This window comes from Paraburkholderia sp. BL10I2N1, from assembly GCF_004361815.1.
GTDB lineage: Bacteria > Pseudomonadota > Gammaproteobacteria > Burkholderiales > Burkholderiaceae > Paraburkholderia.
Genome location: NZ_SNWA01000001.1, coordinates 1069995 through 1086344, shown reverse-complemented (window position 1 = coordinate 1086344; position 16350 = coordinate 1069995). Strand labels below are relative to the sequence as shown.

Sequence of the window (16350 nt, the reverse complement as noted above, 5' to 3'; positions counted from 1 at the left end):
AGGTTTATATGGATCGGATAGAACTGGAATTGTACTTGAACAAACTTCTGGAAACCGCGCGGTTCAAGGACTATTGCCCCAACGGGCTGCAGGTCGAGGGGCGTCGGCGGGTCAAAAAGATTGCGACCGGTGTGACCGCGTCGGCGGCGTTCATCGAGGCTGCCGTCGAGTGGGGCGCGGACGCCGTGCTGGTCCATCACGGCTACTTCTGGCGCAATGAGGCGCCACAGATCACCGGCCGCAAATACGGCCGCATCAAGCTTCTGATCCAGAACGACCTGAACCTCTTTGCCTACCATCTCCCGCTCGACGACCATCCCGATTACGGCAATAACGCGCAGCTCGGCGCGAAGATGGGCTGGATCGCCGACGACATGCGGTTCGGCGATCACAACCTCGGCTGGATGAGCACGCTGCCGATGCCGATCACGCTTGCGCACTTCACGGCGCAGGTGGAGCAGACCCTCGGCCGCACGCCGCTCGTGCTGGGCGACCCTGAACGGGAACTGCGCCGCGTTGCGTGGTGCACGGGCGCCGCGCAGAGTTACTTCGACGCCGCGATCGAAGCCGGCGCCGACGTCTTTTTGACCGGTGAAATCTCCGAGCCGACCACCCACACCGCAGCGGAAAGCGGTGTCGCGTTCCTCGCGGCTGGCCACCATGCAACCGAACGCTTTGGTATCCAGTCACTCGGTACGCATCTGTCGGAGACATTCGATCTCGAGCATCTTTTTATCGATATCCATAATCCGGTCTGATTAGTGGACAAAAAGGCTGGATAACGGAGGGAACACTTAAAAGGAGGTGCAAAAAAGTTTGCGATCAGTGCGGGAAAACCCTGATTTATCAATGACTTCGCACGCTTTTTGGCAATCGGCCCTTGTAAATGCCGACTCCATTCGAGCAAACTAGCGGCGGTAGAGCCGACATGACGGAAAAATCCAACTCAGAAGTGGGGCGTGTGATGCGAGACAAGGAAGATAAGCGCGTCGACGGCAGCCGCCGTACCTGGCTGATTGCGACGACCGTAGCAGGCGGTGTAGGAGGAGTAGCCGCCGTTGTACCCTTTGTTAGTTCGTTTGCACCATCTGAAAGGGCCAAGGCAGCTGGCGCCCCGGTCGAAGTCGATATCAGCAACTTGAAGCCCGGCGACATGATGACCGTGGCATGGCGTGGCAAGCCGGTCTGGATTCTCAATCGCACCGACCGCATGCTCGCCGACATCAAAAAGGCCGACACGGAACTGGCCGATCCGCTGTCCCAAAACCCCTTCTCGATGCCGATGCCGGAGTATGCGGATAACGAATTCCGCTCAAGGCCTGAGCGCAAGAACATTCTCGTCGCCGTGGCGGTGTGCACCCATCTCGGCTGTACGCCGACGCCGCGTTTCCAGGAGGGCGCGCAGCCGAATCTTCCTGACGACTGGCCCGGTGGCTTCCTGTGCCCCTGCCACGGTTCGACCTATGACCTGTCCGGCCGGGTCTTCAAGAACAAACCCGCTCCGCAGAACCTCGACATTCCGCCCTTCATGTTCACGTCGGAGAATTCGCTCGTGATCGGTCAGGACGAGAAAGGAGAAGCGTAAATGGCGATCGAACATGAAGTAGAGACGACCGGGCTGGCCGGCTGGATCGACCGCCGCTTTCCGATGACGGCGACGTGGAAAAAGCACGTTTCCGAGTACTACGCGCCGAAGAACTTCAACTTCTGGTACTTCTTCGGCTCGCTCGCGCTGCTGGTGCTGGTGCTGCAGATCGTCACCGGCATCTTCCTCGTGATGAATTACAAGCCCGACGCGACGCTCGCGTTTGCGTCGGTCGAGTACATCATGCGCGAGGTGCCGTGGGGCTGGCTGATCCGCTATATGCACTCCACGGGCGCGTCGATGTTCTTCGTCGTGATCTATCTGCACATGTTTCGCGGGCTCCTGTACGGCTCCTACCGCAAACCGCGCGAACTGGTGTGGATCTTCGGCTGCATGATTTTCCTGAGCCTGATGGCCGAGGCGTTTTTCGGCTACTTGCTGCCGTGGGGCCAGATGTCGTTCTGGGGCGCGCAGGTGATCGTCAACCTGTTCTCGGCGATTCCGTTTATCGGGCCGGACCTGTCGCTGTGGATCCGCGGCGACTACGTCGTGTCCGATGTCACGTTGAACCGCTTCTTCGCGTTCCACGTGATCGCGATTCCGCTCGTGCTGATCGCATTGGTGGTTGCCCACCTCGTGGCGCTGCATGAAGTCGGCTCGAACAATCCGGACGGCATCGAGATCAAGGCGAAGAAGGACGCGAACGGCGTCCCGCTCGACGGGATCCCGTTCCATCCGTACTACTCCGTGCACGACTTCATGGGCGTGTGCATTTTCCTGATTATCTTCGCGGCGATCATTTTCTTCGCGCCGGAGATGGGCGGGTACTTCCTCGAGTCCAACAACTTCGTCCCGGCGAATCCGCTGCAGACGCCGCCGGAAATCGCGCCGGTCTGGTACTTCACCGCGTTCTACGCGATGCTGCGTGCGACTACCGACCCGTTCAAGATCGTCCTGATGATCGTGATCGCGTTGCTGGGCCTGCTCGCGCTGGTGCGGGCGCGGGGCAAGTGGAAAGCGGGGCTGCCCGCGCTTGCGATACTGGTGATTCTGGCGATGTATTTCACCGAGTCCAAGTTCTGGGGTGTCGTGGTGATGGGCACGGCGGTGATTTCGCTATTCTTCCTGCCGTGGCTCGACCAGTCACCGGTGAAGTCGATTCGCTACCGGCCGTTCTTCCACAAGGTGTTCTACGGGATCTTCGTGCTGGCGTTCCTCACCCTGGCGTTTCTCGGCACGAAACCGCCGTCGCCGGCCGCGACGCTGATCGCGCAGATCTGTGCACTGATTTATTTGGCGTTCTTCCTCGGCATGCCGTTCTGGACGCGTCTCGGACGGTTTAAACAGCCGCCTGAACGGGTCCGGTTCAAGCCTCACTAATCGCGCGCCAGGAGAACACAATGAAAAAACTGCTTTCCACGCTCGCGCTGATCGGCGCGGCGACTTTCGCGCTGCTTGCGGCTCCGGCGCACGCGCAGGAGAATTTGCCTCTCGACCGCGCGCCCGATAACGCGGACAATTTCGCCTCGTTGCAGCATGGCGCGCAATTGTTTGTAAACTATTGCCTGAATTGCCACAGTGCGAACCTGATGCGATACAGCCGCCTGACCGATCTGGGCATTTCGCAGAAGGAAATCGAAAAGAACCTGCTCTTCACAACCGACAAGGTGGGTAACACGATGACGGTGGCCATGCGGCCCGAGGACGCGAAAGCGTGGTTCGGGGCGCAACCGCCGGACCTGTCGGTCGAGGCGCGGGCGCGCAATCGCGACTGGCTGTATACGTATTTGCGCAGCTTCTACCGGGACAACACCCGGCCGACAGGCTGGAACAACCTGGTGTACGAGAACGTGAGCATGCCGCACGTCTTGTGGCAGCTTCAGGGCCAGCGCACCGCGAAGTTCGAGGACAAAACCGACGAAAAAACGGGTGAGAAAATCCGTAAATTCGTTGGCTTCCAGCAGGTCACGCCGGGGACGTTGTCGCCGGTAGATTATGATTCTGCTGTTGCCGACCTTGTGTCGTACCTTTCGTGGATGTCCGAACCCGCGCAGCAGACGCGCAAGCGGCTGGGCGTCTGGGTGCTGATGTTCCTTGGCATCCTGAGCTTTTTTGCCTGGCGACTGAACGCCGCGTACTGGAAAGATATCAAATAATCACGCCGTCACCGGCGTGGGGTCGGCGAGGGAAAGACCGCTGGGCGGTTTTTCCGCGCTGGCCCTTCAGCTTTTTGAGGAAACGTAAACATGATGGTTCTGTACTCAGGCACTACTTGCCCCTTCTCCCAGCGCTGCCGGCTGGTGTTGTTCGAAAAGGGCATGGACTTCGAGATCCGCGACGTCGACCTGTTCAACAAACCGGAAGACATCGCCGTGATGAATCCGTATGGTCAGGTGCCGATTCTTGTCGAACGGGACCTGATTCTGTACGAATCGAACATCATCAACGAATACATTGACGAGCGCTTCCCGCACCCGCAGCTGATGCCGGCTGACCCGGTGCAGCGCGCCCGCGCCCGTCTGTTCCTGCTGAACTTCGAGAAGGAACTGTTCGTGCACGTTGGCACGCTGGAAAACGAAAAGGGCAAGGCCGCCGAGAAGAATCACGAGAAGGCGCGCATCGCCATCCGTGATCGCCTGACGCAGCTCGCGCCGATCTTCCTGAAGAACAAGTACATGCTCGGCGAAGAGTTCTCGATGCTCGACGTGGCAATCGCCCCGTTGTTGTGGCGCCTCGATCACTATGGGATCGAACTGTCGAAGAACGCTGCACCGTTGATGAAGTACGCCGAACGCATTTTCAGCCGTCCGGCCTATATCGAAGCGCTGACGCCTTCGGAAAAGGTGATGCGTCGTTGAGTTTGGCTTTGGGGCCAGGGCGTTGCGCACTGCGTGACGCCTTCGCCCGGTAAGAGGACTGTTGATGCAAGAGATTTCCACGAAGCCCTATCTGCTCCGCGCGCTGTATGAGTGGTGCACGGACAATGGCTATACGCCGCACATCGCGGTACGGGTCGACAACCAGACGCGTGTGCCGCGGCAGTTCGTGCGGGACAACGAAATCGTGCTGAACATCAGCTTCGAGGCCACGAGCCAGTTGCAGATGGGCAATGAACTGATCGAGTTCAATGCGCGCTTCTCTGGCAAGTCGCACAGGATCGAAGTGCCGGTGGCGAATGTTCTCGCGATCTACGCCCGCGAGAACGGCCAAGGCATGGCGTTCCCGGTCGATTCCGCAGGCGGTGAGGCGGCGGATTCGGGCGCGGAAGACGATGCGGGCGAACTTGAGTCGCCGGCTACCGCTGGCGGTGCCGCGCCGGTTGCGGTGGAAGTGGAGACGGGGAGTGCGGTGTCGTCTTCGGCGGAAAAGAACGACGATGCCGGCGATACTCCACGTCCCGATGAGGATGGATCAAAAGGTGGCGGAAGAGGTCACCTCAAGGTCGTGAAATGAAGTAAAATCGCGGTCTCGCCCCCTTAGCTCATTTGGTAGAGCACTTGACTTGTAATCATGAGGTGGTCTGTTCGAATCAGACAGGGGGCACCAGGTAGTGGACGGGTTACGCGATCTTCGCGTAACCCGTTTGTTTTTGGTGACCCGAATTCTTCCTCGCACCGGCTCTCTGAAGCTGACGGCGCGCTAACAATATTTCGAAGTTCACCGCCCAATTCAATGGCGCCGTGATAACCGGCAATTGCCGAGTCGAAAATAAAACGCATATTCGATCGGCTGAAACATCCAGAATTTCTGTTTGCGATAAATTCGAAGTAACGCATTAATTAAATGCACATTCTCTATTCGCGGTTTGGCGTCATTTCGTCGGGATCGACGCAGATAGTGAACGCTAGTGCTCCACCTCGTCCAGTGCGCTTTCGTGCACCCAGAGCCCTACGATAGCGGTAGAAAAGAAGGGCATCATCGCCTACTCTTACTAGAGCCGGCTTTCCGATGGGAGAGCGTTCATCGGTTCCCATCTTGCGCATCGTCACGCCGTAATTGAGTTATCCCAGTTTCCGTATCCCGGTCTCTTCGCGCGACCAGGTCTTCTGCCATCCCGGCAATTGGCACTGCTGTAAGGCGGAAAATCGCTGCAATCGCATGACGAATACCCAAAGCAATAAATCAGGAGACACTCATGCACTCATCCCGCAATACCTGGTCCCTTTGCGTCCTGCTATTTGCCGCGACGCTAATCAGTGTCACAGCATACGGCGCAGATGAAGTACAAAGCAGCGCCACGACCACGTCGGCGCCCATGCCGCCCGTGCTCGAGCCGATCTCCCAGCAACAGCTGGATACGGCCGCCGCCCATTCTGCCGACTGGCTTCATTCCAATGGATCGTATGCGCAGACGCGCTATTACCCCGGCTCGCAGATCAACAGCGCCAACGTCGCAAAATTGAAGCCGGTCTTCCTTTTTCAAACAGCGGTCAACGAATCGATGGAGACGGCACCCATCGTCTCGAACGGCATCATGTTCATCACCACGTCGTTCAACCACGTCTACGCGCTGGATGCGGTGACCGGCAAGGAGTACTGGCATTACAAGCACAAGATGGGACCGATCACCACCTTCTGTTGCGGACCTAACAACCGCGGTGTGGCGATCTCGGGTAACCGGCTGTTCATGGGAACGCTGGATTCCAAACTGGTCGCGCTCGATGCGAAGACCGGCAATGTCCTGTGGCAAACGCAGATTGCCGATCCGGAACTCGGCTACTCCGAGACCATGGCGCCGACGGTCGTCGACGACAAGGTTCTGATCGGCACCAACGGCGGCGAATACGGCATTCGCGGTTTCGTCAAAGCGTACGATGCCGCTTCCGGAAACCTCCTGTGGACTTTCTACACGATTCCGGAAACCGGCCAGGAAGGTGTCTGGGCGACCACCGACGCCACCGGCCGGGACATGAAGCGCGACATCGCCGCCGAAAAGAAGCAGCTTGCCGACAAGGGCGGCGACTTCTACAAGACGCTCGGCGGTGGCGTATGGATGACGCCCGCGATCGACCGGAAAGCGCACACGGCGTTTTTTGTGGTCGGAAATCCGTCTCCTGACCTCTACGGCGCCATTCGTCCGGGAGACAATCTCTACACCGACTCGCTCGTCGCGGTGAACCTGGACAACGGTGAGTACAAGTGGCACTACCAGTACATCGCGCACGACATCTGGGATCTGGACGCCGCGAGCCCGCCGATCCTCATCGATGTCCGCGACAGGAGCGGCAATATGGTTCCTGCCGTCATTCATGGCGGCAAGACCGGGCACATCTACGTCAACGATCGCCGCACCGGCAAGCTGATCCGCTACTCGCAAGCGATGATTCCGCAGGAAAACATGTGGACGCTGCCTACGGCGGCTGGCGCGCGCATGCTGCCCGGGGCGAATGGCGGGGTGGAGTGGTCACCGATGGCTTTCAATCCGAGGACTCGCCTCGCTTACGCGGCAAACCTCCACCAGCCCATGACCTACCAGGTGGAAGATGCGGCTTACCCTGGCGGCAGCAAGCTCTGGCTTGGCGGCGCGTTCAAGACCATTCCGTCGGAGGCGCAATGGGGCAGGCTGGTGGCAGTCAATGTCGATACCGGCAAGATCGCGTGGGCTTACAAGACTGAGCAGCCTTTGATCGGCGGCGTGCTGGCGACTGCCGGGAATCTGGTGTTCAACGGCGAAGGAAATGGAATGTTCCGCGCGTTCGACGCGTCGACCGGCAAGAAGCTCTGGGAATTCCAGTCTGGCGCCGGCGTGAACGCGCCAGCGGTGTCCTATTCCGTGCATGGCAAACAGTACGTCGCCGTCGCGGCGGGCGGAAACACGCAACTGGACTTCAAACGCGGCAATACCGTCATCGTGTTCGCGCTGCCATGAACGGGACATGACGGCCGCGATCGAGAATGGACGTACGCGCTGGCTGGCCAGGGTGAGCATTCTGGCGTATTGCGCGAACATCTTTTGCCTGCCAGGCGTCGCGCACGCCGACGCCGAAGCGGGCAAGGCGAAAGCGCAGACCTGCGTGGTTTGCCACGGACCGATCGGGAATTCGACCAATCCCGAGTACCCGATCCTGGCAGGCCAGAGCGCGCGTTACATCTATCTGGAACTGCGGGATTTCAAGGAAGGGCGCCGCAGCGATCCGCGCATGAGCCCGATGGCTGCGGGATTGTCGCGCGAGGACATGCTCGATCTGGCCGACTATTTCGCGGCGCAGCGTGCGGACCCCGTCCCGTTCAAGGCGAATCCCTTGCGGGTCGAGGCAGGACGTCGAAAGTCGGCGGAAGTATTGTGCACGATGTGTCATCTGGGAGGTTTCACGGGTCAGAACGAGATCCCGCGGGTGGCCGGTCAGCACTACCCGTACATCGTCAAGCAGTTGCAGGATTTCCGCGAGCGCAGGCGGACCAACGACGCGGGCAACATGACGAGCGTATCGAAGGGCCTGTCCGATGAAGACATCATGAACCTGAGCGCATACATAGCCAATCTGCAGTAGCGCCGGCGGGCGGGTCGCCATGGAGCGGACGCAGCACACTTCGAGGTGCACATGAAAACGACGACGAGAGTTCTGGTGAGCGTTGCCATGCTGGCTGGCTGGTTCGGATCCCATCCTGGCGTGAGCCGGGCCGACGGGGATATCGGCACGAACCAGCAATTGATTGCAGCCGCGCGAAGCGGCGACGAGGCATCGGTGAACGCCGCGCTCGCGGCGGGCGCGGCGGTCGACTCGCGCAATCGCATCGGAGATACGGCGCTGATCACGGCCTGCAAGAAGGGGGCGACCGGCATGGCGCGCACCCTGATCGATCACGGGGCCAAGGTCAATCAGCCGAACGCGCAGGGCGTCACAGCACTGATGGCCGCTGCTTACGGCGGGTCTGACGAAATCGCGCGGATGTTGCTTGCGCACGGCGCCGATCCCTCGGCCACGGATCGCGTCGGCAAGACGGCCATGGAATATGCGGCGGGCCAGGGATCGACGGCGGTGGTCCAACTGCTGCTGGACAATGGCGTCGACGTGAATCGCCTCTACAAGAACGACCTGACCGCGCTCATGTGGGCCTCCGGCTATGACCGTGCCGATACCGTCAAGCTCCTGCTCGCACGGGGCGCCAATCCGGCGCTGCGCGACAATCGCGGCATGAGCGCACAGGACATCGCAGCGCAGACGGGCTCAACCCACGCGGCCCTTTCGTTGTCCTCGAACCGGAACCAGAACTAGAAGCGCAACTGGAACCAGGCGCTGCGGGACGCCGATACCGGATATGCCATTCGTTGCGAGCCAATGGGGTGCAGCGACATGGCGCCCGCGCGCTGCAGCGTTGAATCATCGGAAATACAGGGAGACGTGCGCGGACGTGAGCGGTACTATCGCGCCAACGCTGCATGCGGCTGAATGTTTGCCGCTGCGGTTCCGCCCTCCGGAATTTTCACGCTCCTCAATGACCTCACCCACCACGATCACCCTGCCTGAGGCTGATGGCCCGCGCACTATTCTCTGGCGCTCCGAAGCGGCCGTCCCGCCGCCAAAGCGCGTGACGATCGCCGACGACCGCCTGACCGCCGACGCCGCCTATCGCCTCGCCTGTGAAGGCACCGCGCTGCTTTACCGCGGCGATTTCCAGAACGCTCGCCAGCTATTGCACGCAATGACCCGTCGCGTGGAGCGCAAGCCGCGCAAGGAGGCGTCGTCGCTGAAAGACGCGTTCAACCTGCATCGTCTGGCGCAGTCGCAGCGCGCCCGCATCCTCGGGATGGTGCTGGTCCCGCTCGATGGCGACTACACGATCCCGCTGCGTCGCGCTCCCAATGTCCAGCAGGCCTGCACGGAAACCTGGGGCGAGCCTGCCGGTGAGCAATCGGCCGTGTCGCTGCGTGAGTTGCTGGGCCTGATCGGCGCGCACGAATGGCGTAAGAAGGGCGTCGAGATTCCCGTGCTGGGCGATCGAATTCATCCGCACTATGGCGTGTTCTCGCCGGTGCGCGGGGAATATGTGGATCTGGTCGCGAGCACGCCATTGCCTTCGCTGGAAAAGGCGTTCGACATCGGCACGGGAACGGGTGTCCTTGCGGCCGTACTGGCGATGCGCGGCGTGAAAGAAATCGTTGCCACCGATCAGGATCCGCGTGCACTGGCCTGCGCGAAAGAGAACCTCACACGCCTCGGCTACGACGGGCAGGTCAGGGTCGTGCAAGCCGATCTGTTTCCCGAGGGGCGGGCGCCGCTCGTCGTCTGCAACCCACCGTGGGTGCCGGCGCGGCCTGCGTCGCCGGTCGAGTACGCGGTCTTCGATCCGGACAGCCGCATGCTGATGGGCTTCCTGAACGGTCTCGCCAGTCATCTGACACCGGACGGCGAAGGCTGGCTGATCCTCTCGGACTTTGCCGAGCATCTCGGCCTGCGCACGCGCGATGCCCTGCTGGCAGCGATCGATCAGGCGGGCCTGAAACTGGTCGGGCGCGAGGACATCAAGCCGCGACATCCGAAATCGTCCGATGCGTCCGATCCGCTGTACGCCGCGCGGGTCAAAGAGGTGACCTCGCTGTGGCGCCTGCACCTGCGTTGATCGGCGCGCGGGGCGATTCCGCTCGCGCTTAGCGCCCGGCGGCGAGGTACGCGGCGGCTCCGCGTCCTGCCACCAGCCCGCTTGCAAAACACGCTGTCAGCAGATAGCCGCCGGTTGGCGCTTCCCAGTCGAGCATTTCTCCCGCACAGAAGGCGCCCGGAATCTGCTTGAGCATCAAATGCGCGTCGAGCGCCTCGAACGTGACGCCGCCGGCTGTACTGATGGCTTCTTCGATCGGGCGCATGCGAGTGAGGCGCAGCGGCAGCGCCTTGATCGAGTGGGCGAGACGGGTGGTGTCGGCGAAATCGTCCTTCGAAAGACACTCGCGCAGCAATCCTGCTTTCACGCCCGTGATGCCAAGCCTGCTGTGCAGATGACTTGACATCGAACGCGAGCCGCGCGGCCGCGTGACTTCTTCGACAACGTGCTCAAGCGTATGCGCAGGCGCGAGGTCGAGATGGATCACGGCTTCGCCATCAGCCAGCAACCGGTCACGAATTGCCGCCGACAGCGCGTACACGAGACTTCCCTCGATGCCCGTTTCCGTCGAAATGAACTCACCTTTTCGATTCTGGACTTTTCCGTCTACGTCGGTCACTGTGATGGCGACCGGCTTCACGGGCTGTCCGGCGAAGCGCTCCCGGAAATGCTCGCTCCAGCCCACATCGAAACCACAGTTCGACGGCAAGAACGTCGCAATCGAAACGCCACGCGCGTCCAGCAACGGCACCCACGTTGCCGCTGAGCCCAGGCGCGGCCAGCTCGCGCCACCCAGCGCGAAAACGACGGCATCTGCAGAGACGTGAAGCTCGTCATGGGGTGTTGCGAAACGTAGCGCGTGCTGCTTCGAATCACGCTGCTCGTCGACGGAATCCCAGCCAATCCATTTATGGCGCATGTGGAATCGCACCCCGGATTCCTTGAGCCGGTGCAGCCAGGCGCGCAGCATCGGCGCGGCCTTCATATCGCTCGGAAAAACGCGTCCCGAGCTGCCGACAAACGTCTCGACGCCCAGGTCCGACAGCCACCCACGCAATGCATCGGGACCCAACGCGTCGAGCAGCGGCGCGATGTGCTCGCGGCGGGCGCCATAGCGTCCCAGAAACGGCCCTAATGGCTCCGAGTGCGTAATGTTCATGCCGCCCTTGCCGGCCATCAGGAACTTGCGTCCGACGGAAGGCATCGAGTCGTACACATCGACGCGCAACCCCTGTTGCGCCAGCGCTTCGGCGGCCATCAGTCCGGCGGGGCCGCCGCCGATCACGGCGACAGAAGGGGAATCGAAGGAAGCAGGCATGCGGCGGGTTCAGGTGAGGGCGGCGGAAATGCGGCGTCGCTGGGCCGCGCGTGCGCACAACAGGCGGGCAGCGACGCAAGGTCCGCTATTTTCACACCCGCGGGCCGGTGGGGCAACGCGCACGGCCCTGTGCTTTGAATTCGCAACCGGCGAAACCTATACTTTCAACATCCTTTCCCGCTCGACGAAGGCCATCGCGTGCCACGTCCGTCTGCTTCTTCCCGACGACACCTGGCCTCTCGCCCGGCGTTATCCCCATGCCCCATTTGCTGTTGTTTGACCGAGGAGATGATCATGACCCGCAAGTACATCGACTGCCGTGAGTTCCCGAGTGAATCGGGTTGCACGGTGGCGCTATCAGCCGATTCGGAAGGCGAACTGCTCGAAGCCGCCGTGCAGCACGCGGTCTCGGTTCACAAGCACGCCGATTCACCCGAACTGCGCTCGCAACTGAAAACGCTCTTTCACGACGGCACGCCGCCCGTCGACACGCCGCAACAGGCGTAATCGCAGACCCACATCAAGAGCGAGTGCCGCCGGTCAGCGTGGGTCTACGTGACGACGCCTACCTGCCACGGCACGAACTCGTTCTGCCCGTAGCCATGCAGTTCGCTCTTTGACGGGGTGCCCGACGCGCAATCGAGCATCATCCGGAACACCGCTTCACCGAGTTCATCGATGCTCGCGGTGCCGTCGATTACGCCGCCGCAGTTGATATCCATGTCGTCTTCCTGACGTTCCCACAGTGCGGTGTTGGTGGCGAGTTTCAGCGATGGCGACGGCGCACATCCATAGGCCGAGCCACGCCCTGTCGTGAAGCAGATCAGGTTCGCGCCCGAGGCGACCTGGCCGGTCGCGGATATCGGGTCGTAGCCCGGCGAATCCATGAAGACGAAGCCCTTTGCCGTCACCGGCTGCGCGTACTCGTAGACTTCGACGAGATTCGTCGTGCCGCCTTTTGCGACCGCGCCGAGCGACTTTTCCAGAATCGTCGTCAGGCCGCCGACCTTGTTACCGGCCGAAGGATTGTTGTCGAGCGCCGCGCCGTTGCGAGCGCAGTAGTCCTGCCACCACGCGATGCGCGCGAGCAGCTTCTCACCGACTTCGCGACTGACCGCGCGCCGCGTCAGCAGATGTTCCGCGCCATACACTTCCGGCGTCTCGGACAGGATCGCGGTGCCGCCGTGACGCACCAGGCGGTCGACGGCCGCGCCGAGTGCCGGATTCGCCGAAATGCCCGAATAGCCGTCCGAGCCGCCGCATTGCAGACCGACGACGATATGCGATGCCGGCACGGGTTCTCGCTGTGCGTGATTGGCGTCGACCAGCATCTCGCGCACCATCGCGATGCCGTGCTCGATCGTTTTGCGTGTGCCGCCGCTGTCCTGAATCGTGAAGCTGCGCAGCCGCGGTCTGTCATTGGCCAGGCCGCCCGCTTCGAGTACACCGTCGATCTGGTTCGTCTCGCAACCCAGTCCGACGAACAGCACCGACGCGAAGTTCGGATGCATCGCGTAACCCGCCAGCGTCCGGCGCAGGATCCTGATGCCTTCGCCCTGCATGTCGATGCCGCAGCCAAGCCCGTGCGTGAGGGCGATCACGCCATCGACGTTCGGAAAATCGGCGAGCGCCTCCGGATGCACATCGCGCCGGAAGTGGTCGGCGATGGCTCGCGCGACCGTCGCCGAGCAATTCACGCTGGTCAACACGCCGATGTAATTGCGCGTCGCCACTCGTCCGTCGTCACGACGAATGCCCATGAAGTGCGCAGGCTCGCTGACATAAGCGGTGGGATGGAGATCCACGCCGAATTCATGCTCACGCGAGAACTCCGCCATGCCGAGGTTCTGCACATGCACGTGCTGCCCGCGTGCGATGTTCTCGCGCGCGACCCCGATGATCTGGTTATAGCGCTGGACCGGCTCGCCTTTGGCGATGGCGCGCGTCGCGATCTTGTGTCCCGGCGGAATCAGCCCGGAGACGACCAGATCTTCCGCCTCGATCCGGGTGCCGGACACGAGCTGACGGGTCGCGATGACGACATCGTCGTTGGGATGCAGCCGGATCACGGCGTGAGCGCTGAGGGTGGCAGTCGACATTGAGCGGACCTCGAACATGGGCAGTGGACGAATCTGATAAGGAACTCAAACCGTCGGCTCCGCGCCTTTCGGCACGCGACGGTCGCCCGGCGTGGCGGGCAACGGCTCGATCCGTCCCACAATCACAAGATAGCTGAACGCGCCAAGAAAGCAGAATCCGCCGGCCACAACCAGCGGTACGGTGAACGAGCCTTTCGTCAGCGCGACCATCACGCCGGTGAAGGTTGTGATCACGATGCCCGCGAGATTCGATGCGAAGTTCTGGATGCCGCTCATCGAGGCGACGTGATTGGGCGTGGGCGCGACGTCGGCAGGCAACGACCAGATGCTGGCGGCGGCGAATGCGAGACTGCCGTATGAGATGCCGAAAAACGCGAGCATCAGATAAACATCCGACGTGAACGCGGACAGCGTGATCACCGACGACAGCAGCATCCCGCCGACCATGCAGGTCTTGCGCGCGGCAGTCAGACTCCAGCCGCGGCGGAACAGCGCATCGGAGACAATGCCGCCGATCCAACCACCCGGAATCGACATCAGCGCGGGAATCATGCCGAGCGTGCCGAGCGATTTCAGCGAGAAGCCGCGCGTTTGCACGAGGTAGCTCGGAAACCACGTGATGAAGAAATAGATCACGAAGTTCAGGCAGAGGAAGCCGAGCATCATGCCCCACAGCGTGCGATGGCGGAACAGCGACGCCCACGTCACTTCCGGGGCGCCGCGGCGCGCGGCGGGGGTGGGTGCGACGTCATATTTGCCCGTCATGTCGCCGTGCGCGGGGCTGCGATAGATGATGAACCAGCCGACCACCCACACAGCGCCCAGCAGGCCGGTGATGATGAACGAAGCCTTCCAGCCCATCGTGGCGATGATCAGCGCCACGACGGGAATCGACAGCGCGGAGCCGACGCGCGAGCCGCTATCGAAGATGCTGGTCGCCAGCGCGCGTTGCGCCGGCTTGAACCACTGGCTGACGAGTTTCGCACACGACGGATAAGCCCCTGCTTCGCCGACGCCAAGCATCAGCCCGGCAACCGAACATCGCCGCGACGCTCGTTGCGCCCGCCGTCGCCGCGGTGAAAAATGACCACCATGCGACGGCCAGCGGCAATGCGATCCGTGCGCCGATGCGATCGATGAACCAACCGAACGGCATCTGCATTAGTGCGTAGGTCCAGAAAAAGCCGCTCAGCACGAGCCCCATCTGTGCCGGACCCATGCCCAGCGCCTTTTCGATTTCAGGTGCGGCAACAGCGAGATTCGCGCGATCGATGTAGTTCACTGCAATTGCGAGGAAGCATAGAAAGATCACCACCCAGCGCATTTTCCTCATGACTTCGTCTCCTCCGTTTGGGGCGGCATCTTTAGTGTGGATCCTGCGGTCCGCTGCGATGCCGGTCATGCGGCCCGTCTGTTCTGTGCGTCCCGCTCTGACGGCGGCACTGCATTGCTGCGGATGCTTGATCAGGTGCTCGTGCACGGATCTCCGAGTGCTGCGCGCAGCCGGGGCTGATGGAGCTTGAGCCCCAGTTCACGCGCCATCTCGATCACTGGCCGCAAGCGGCGTTCCTTCTTCTGCGCGTGATTGCGCGCGATGTCCGCCAGCCGGTGATCGAGGAATGGATTCTCGAAACGTTCGCGCACGTCGACGAGATAGGCGCGCGCGGTTTCAGCCTCGCCGAGTGCATCGAATACAGGCAGCACTTCGTCGCACCAGACGGCTTCGAGGTCGGCGCGCAGTGCGGGATCGCGCATCGCGTGCAGCGTGTTTTCGTCGACGGGGCGGCGGTCGGCCTGCCAGCGCCCGGCAAGGTAGGTGTGGCCGAGGTTCAGCAGGAGCAACTTGAGCCGCTCGTAATGCGGCAGATCGTCGGTGACGACGATCGCTTCGTGTTCGCAGGGCAGCACCATGCCGTCACGGCGCTCGATTGCCCACAGCGCATAGGGTTCGGCAATCGCGCCGACGGGCCGGATCGGTTCCGATACGATCCGGTCAACGAGCGAGTTCACCCAGATGCAGGTGTGTTCGATGTAGGCGACCAGCGCCGCGTCAGCGTTCCATTCGCGTGCGATGCCGGTGACAAGCGCACGCAAGGTGTCGCCGTTGTTGGATACCAGTTCGCAGGGGTACAGTGTCAAAGGCGCCGCGCCGGCGTGAAAGCGCGCGTGCAGCAGCACGACGAGCTTGGCGGCGAAACCTTTGGGCATCGGCGCATTGCTGTGCAAGAGGGCGGCCGTATCTTCGGGGAAACAGGCGTAGCCGCTGTCGCTGGTATTCGAAATCACGACGCGTGCATCGTGCGCAAAGCGTTGCAGCACGAGCGGCCAGTCGATGTTCGCGTCGAGCGCTTCGCCGATGGCGTCACATTCGACGACCGTATCGATGACCTCGTCACGTCGCATGCCGCGGATTCGCACCGGATAACGGGAGGTCGCGCGCAGCGCGTCGATACGGGCACGGCTTTCGGGATTCGACGTCGTTTGCACGACGGTCACCTTGCCAGCCGCGCGCCCTTCCTTTAACGCCGCCGATACAAAGAAGTCCACGTGGGCCTGCAGAAAGCGGCTGGTGCCAAATTGCAGAATGGGATTCGGCACGCTCAGCCCTCCGTTGGCGCAACCGCGTCAGCGCGATACCGGCGAGACGCCGTAGACATTGCGATGCTGGGCGTGCCGGACGGCTCACGCGAGGTAACGTTCGTGACGATCGTCGAAAGACCCGGGAGAGCGAAAAGACGGGGCGTATGCGGCCGATGCGTTTTATGCACTTACACCGCTTCGGCCTGACCAGTTGGCGATAATAGAAG

The 16350-nt window shown here is 61.8% G+C and carries 14 protein-coding genes, 1 tRNA gene and 1 pseudogene; 12 read left to right on the top strand and 4 right to left on the bottom strand.

Annotated features, from left to right (window positions below):
- Positions 1–8 precede the first annotated feature (8 nt).
- The 11 genes from B0G77_RS05060 (at position 9) to B0G77_RS05010 (ending at position 10147) form a co-directional block, all read left to right on the top strand.
- Complete coding sequence (locus B0G77_RS05060; RefSeq protein ID WP_133661135.1) at positions 9–758, top strand: Nif3-like dinuclear metal center hexameric protein; 750 nt, start codon at positions 9–11, stop codon at positions 756–758.
- Between the two features lie 206 nt (positions 759–964).
- Positions 965–1585 (top strand): ubiquinol-cytochrome c reductase iron-sulfur subunit, encoded by a 621-nt coding sequence (gene petA / locus B0G77_RS05055; protein WP_133664040.1) that lies wholly within the window; start codon positions 965–967, stop codon positions 1583–1585.
- Positions 1586–2965 carry a cytochrome bc complex cytochrome b subunit gene (locus B0G77_RS05050; RefSeq protein WP_133661134.1) on the top strand — a complete coding sequence of 460 codons (1380 nt, stop codon included), beginning with the start codon at positions 1586–1588 and terminating at the stop codon, positions 2963–2965.
- A gap of 20 nt (positions 2966–2985) precedes the next feature.
- Positions 2986–3741: a cytochrome c1 gene (locus B0G77_RS05045; protein ID WP_133661133.1), complete on the top strand. Its 756-nt coding sequence runs from the start codon at positions 2986–2988 to the stop codon at positions 3739–3741.
- 90 nt (positions 3742–3831) lie between these two features.
- The gene (locus B0G77_RS05040) at positions 3832–4443 is read left to right on the top strand and encodes a glutathione S-transferase N-terminal domain-containing protein (protein ID WP_090537322.1); all 612 of its coding nucleotides are present in this window, start codon (positions 3832–3834) and stop codon (positions 4441–4443) included.
- 64 nt (positions 4444–4507) lie between these two features.
- Entirely contained in the window at positions 4508–5038 is a 531-nt protein-coding gene (locus B0G77_RS05035) for a ClpXP protease specificity-enhancing factor (RefSeq protein ID WP_133661132.1), read from the top strand.
- Positions 5039–5055: 17 nt separating this feature from the next.
- A tRNA-Thr gene (locus tag B0G77_RS05030) sits at positions 5056–5131 on the top strand.
- Positions 5132–5720: 589 nt separating this feature from the next.
- On the top strand, positions 5721–7454 hold the full coding sequence (locus tag B0G77_RS05025; RefSeq protein WP_133661131.1) for a PQQ-binding-like beta-propeller repeat protein: 1734 nt from the start codon (positions 5721–5723) through the stop codon (positions 7452–7454).
- A gap of 7 nt (positions 7455–7461) precedes the next feature.
- Positions 7462–8076 (top strand): c-type cytochrome, encoded by a 615-nt coding sequence (locus B0G77_RS05020; protein ID WP_133661130.1) that lies wholly within the window; start codon positions 7462–7464, stop codon positions 8074–8076.
- Positions 8077–8127: 51 nt separating this feature from the next.
- Positions 8128–8802, top strand: coding sequence for an ankyrin repeat domain-containing protein (locus B0G77_RS05015; RefSeq protein WP_133661129.1), 675 nt, complete (start codon positions 8128–8130; stop codon positions 8800–8802).
- A gap of 220 nt (positions 8803–9022) precedes the next feature.
- Positions 9023–10147: a class I SAM-dependent methyltransferase gene (locus B0G77_RS05010; RefSeq protein ID WP_133664039.1), complete on the top strand. Its 1125-nt coding sequence runs from the start codon at positions 9023–9025 to the stop codon at positions 10145–10147.
- Between the two features lie 28 nt (positions 10148–10175).
- On the opposite strand, the gene B0G77_RS05005 is transcribed toward B0G77_RS05010, so the two are convergent.
- A complete protein-coding gene (locus B0G77_RS05005) occupies positions 10176–11444 on the bottom strand; it encodes a TIGR03862 family flavoprotein (protein WP_133661128.1) in 1269 nt (422 codons plus the stop codon).
- Between the two features lie 294 nt (positions 11445–11738).
- Here B0G77_RS05005 and B0G77_RS05000 point away from each other — a divergent pair, with 294 nt between their 5' ends.
- Entirely contained in the window at positions 11739–11951 is a 213-nt protein-coding gene (locus B0G77_RS05000) for a DUF1059 domain-containing protein (protein ID WP_133661127.1), read from the top strand.
- Between the two features lie 44 nt (positions 11952–11995).
- Here the strand turns inward: B0G77_RS05000 and B0G77_RS04995 are convergent, their stop codons facing one another.
- From B0G77_RS04995 to B0G77_RS04985, 3 genes and pseudogenes are all read right to left on the bottom strand, one after another.
- Entirely contained in the window at positions 11996–13543 is a 1548-nt protein-coding gene (locus tag B0G77_RS04995) for an altronate dehydratase family protein (RefSeq protein ID WP_133661126.1), read from the bottom strand.
- A gap of 45 nt (positions 13544–13588) precedes the next feature.
- Positions 13589–14876 (bottom strand): annotated as a pseudogene (locus B0G77_RS04990) (MFS transporter).
- Positions 14877–15007: 131 nt separating this feature from the next.
- Complete coding sequence (locus B0G77_RS04985; RefSeq protein WP_133661125.1) at positions 15008–16141, bottom strand: mannitol dehydrogenase family protein; 1134 nt, start codon at positions 16139–16141, stop codon at positions 15008–15010.
- Positions 16142–16350: the final 209 nt, after the last annotated feature.

Bases quoted from the DNA above. Each gene is read 5' to 3' on its own strand.
- B0G77_RS05060 (WP_133661135.1), top strand. From the start codon at position 9: ATGGATCGGATAGAACTGGAATTGTACTTGAACAAACTTCTGGAAACC.
- petA (WP_133664040.1), top strand. From the start codon at position 965: ATGCGAGACAAGGAAGATAAGCGCGTCGACGGCAGCCGCCGTACCTGG.
- B0G77_RS05050 (WP_133661134.1), top strand. From the start codon at position 1,586: ATGGCGATCGAACATGAAGTAGAGACGACCGGGCTGGCCGGCTGGATC.
- B0G77_RS05045 (WP_133661133.1), top strand. From the start codon at position 2,986: ATGAAAAAACTGCTTTCCACGCTCGCGCTGATCGGCGCGGCGACTTTC.
- B0G77_RS05040 (WP_090537322.1), top strand. From the start codon at position 3,832: ATGATGGTTCTGTACTCAGGCACTACTTGCCCCTTCTCCCAGCGCTGC.
- B0G77_RS05035 (WP_133661132.1), top strand. From the start codon at position 4,508: ATGCAAGAGATTTCCACGAAGCCCTATCTGCTCCGCGCGCTGTATGAG.
- B0G77_RS05025 (WP_133661131.1), top strand. From the start codon at position 5,721: ATGCACTCATCCCGCAATACCTGGTCCCTTTGCGTCCTGCTATTTGCC.
- B0G77_RS05020 (WP_133661130.1), top strand. From the start codon at position 7,462: ATGACGGCCGCGATCGAGAATGGACGTACGCGCTGGCTGGCCAGGGTG.
- B0G77_RS05015 (WP_133661129.1), top strand. From the start codon at position 8,128: ATGAAAACGACGACGAGAGTTCTGGTGAGCGTTGCCATGCTGGCTGGC.
- B0G77_RS05010 (WP_133664039.1), top strand. From the start codon at position 9,023: ATGACCTCACCCACCACGATCACCCTGCCTGAGGCTGATGGCCCGCGC.
- B0G77_RS05005 (WP_133661128.1), bottom strand. From the start codon at position 11,444: ATGCCTGCTTCCTTCGATTCCCCTTCTGTCGCCGTGATCGGCGGCGGC.
- B0G77_RS05000 (WP_133661127.1), top strand. From the start codon at position 11,739: ATGACCCGCAAGTACATCGACTGCCGTGAGTTCCCGAGTGAATCGGGT.
- B0G77_RS04995 (WP_133661126.1), bottom strand. From the start codon at position 13,543: ATGTCGACTGCCACCCTCAGCGCTCACGCCGTGATCCGGCTGCATCCC.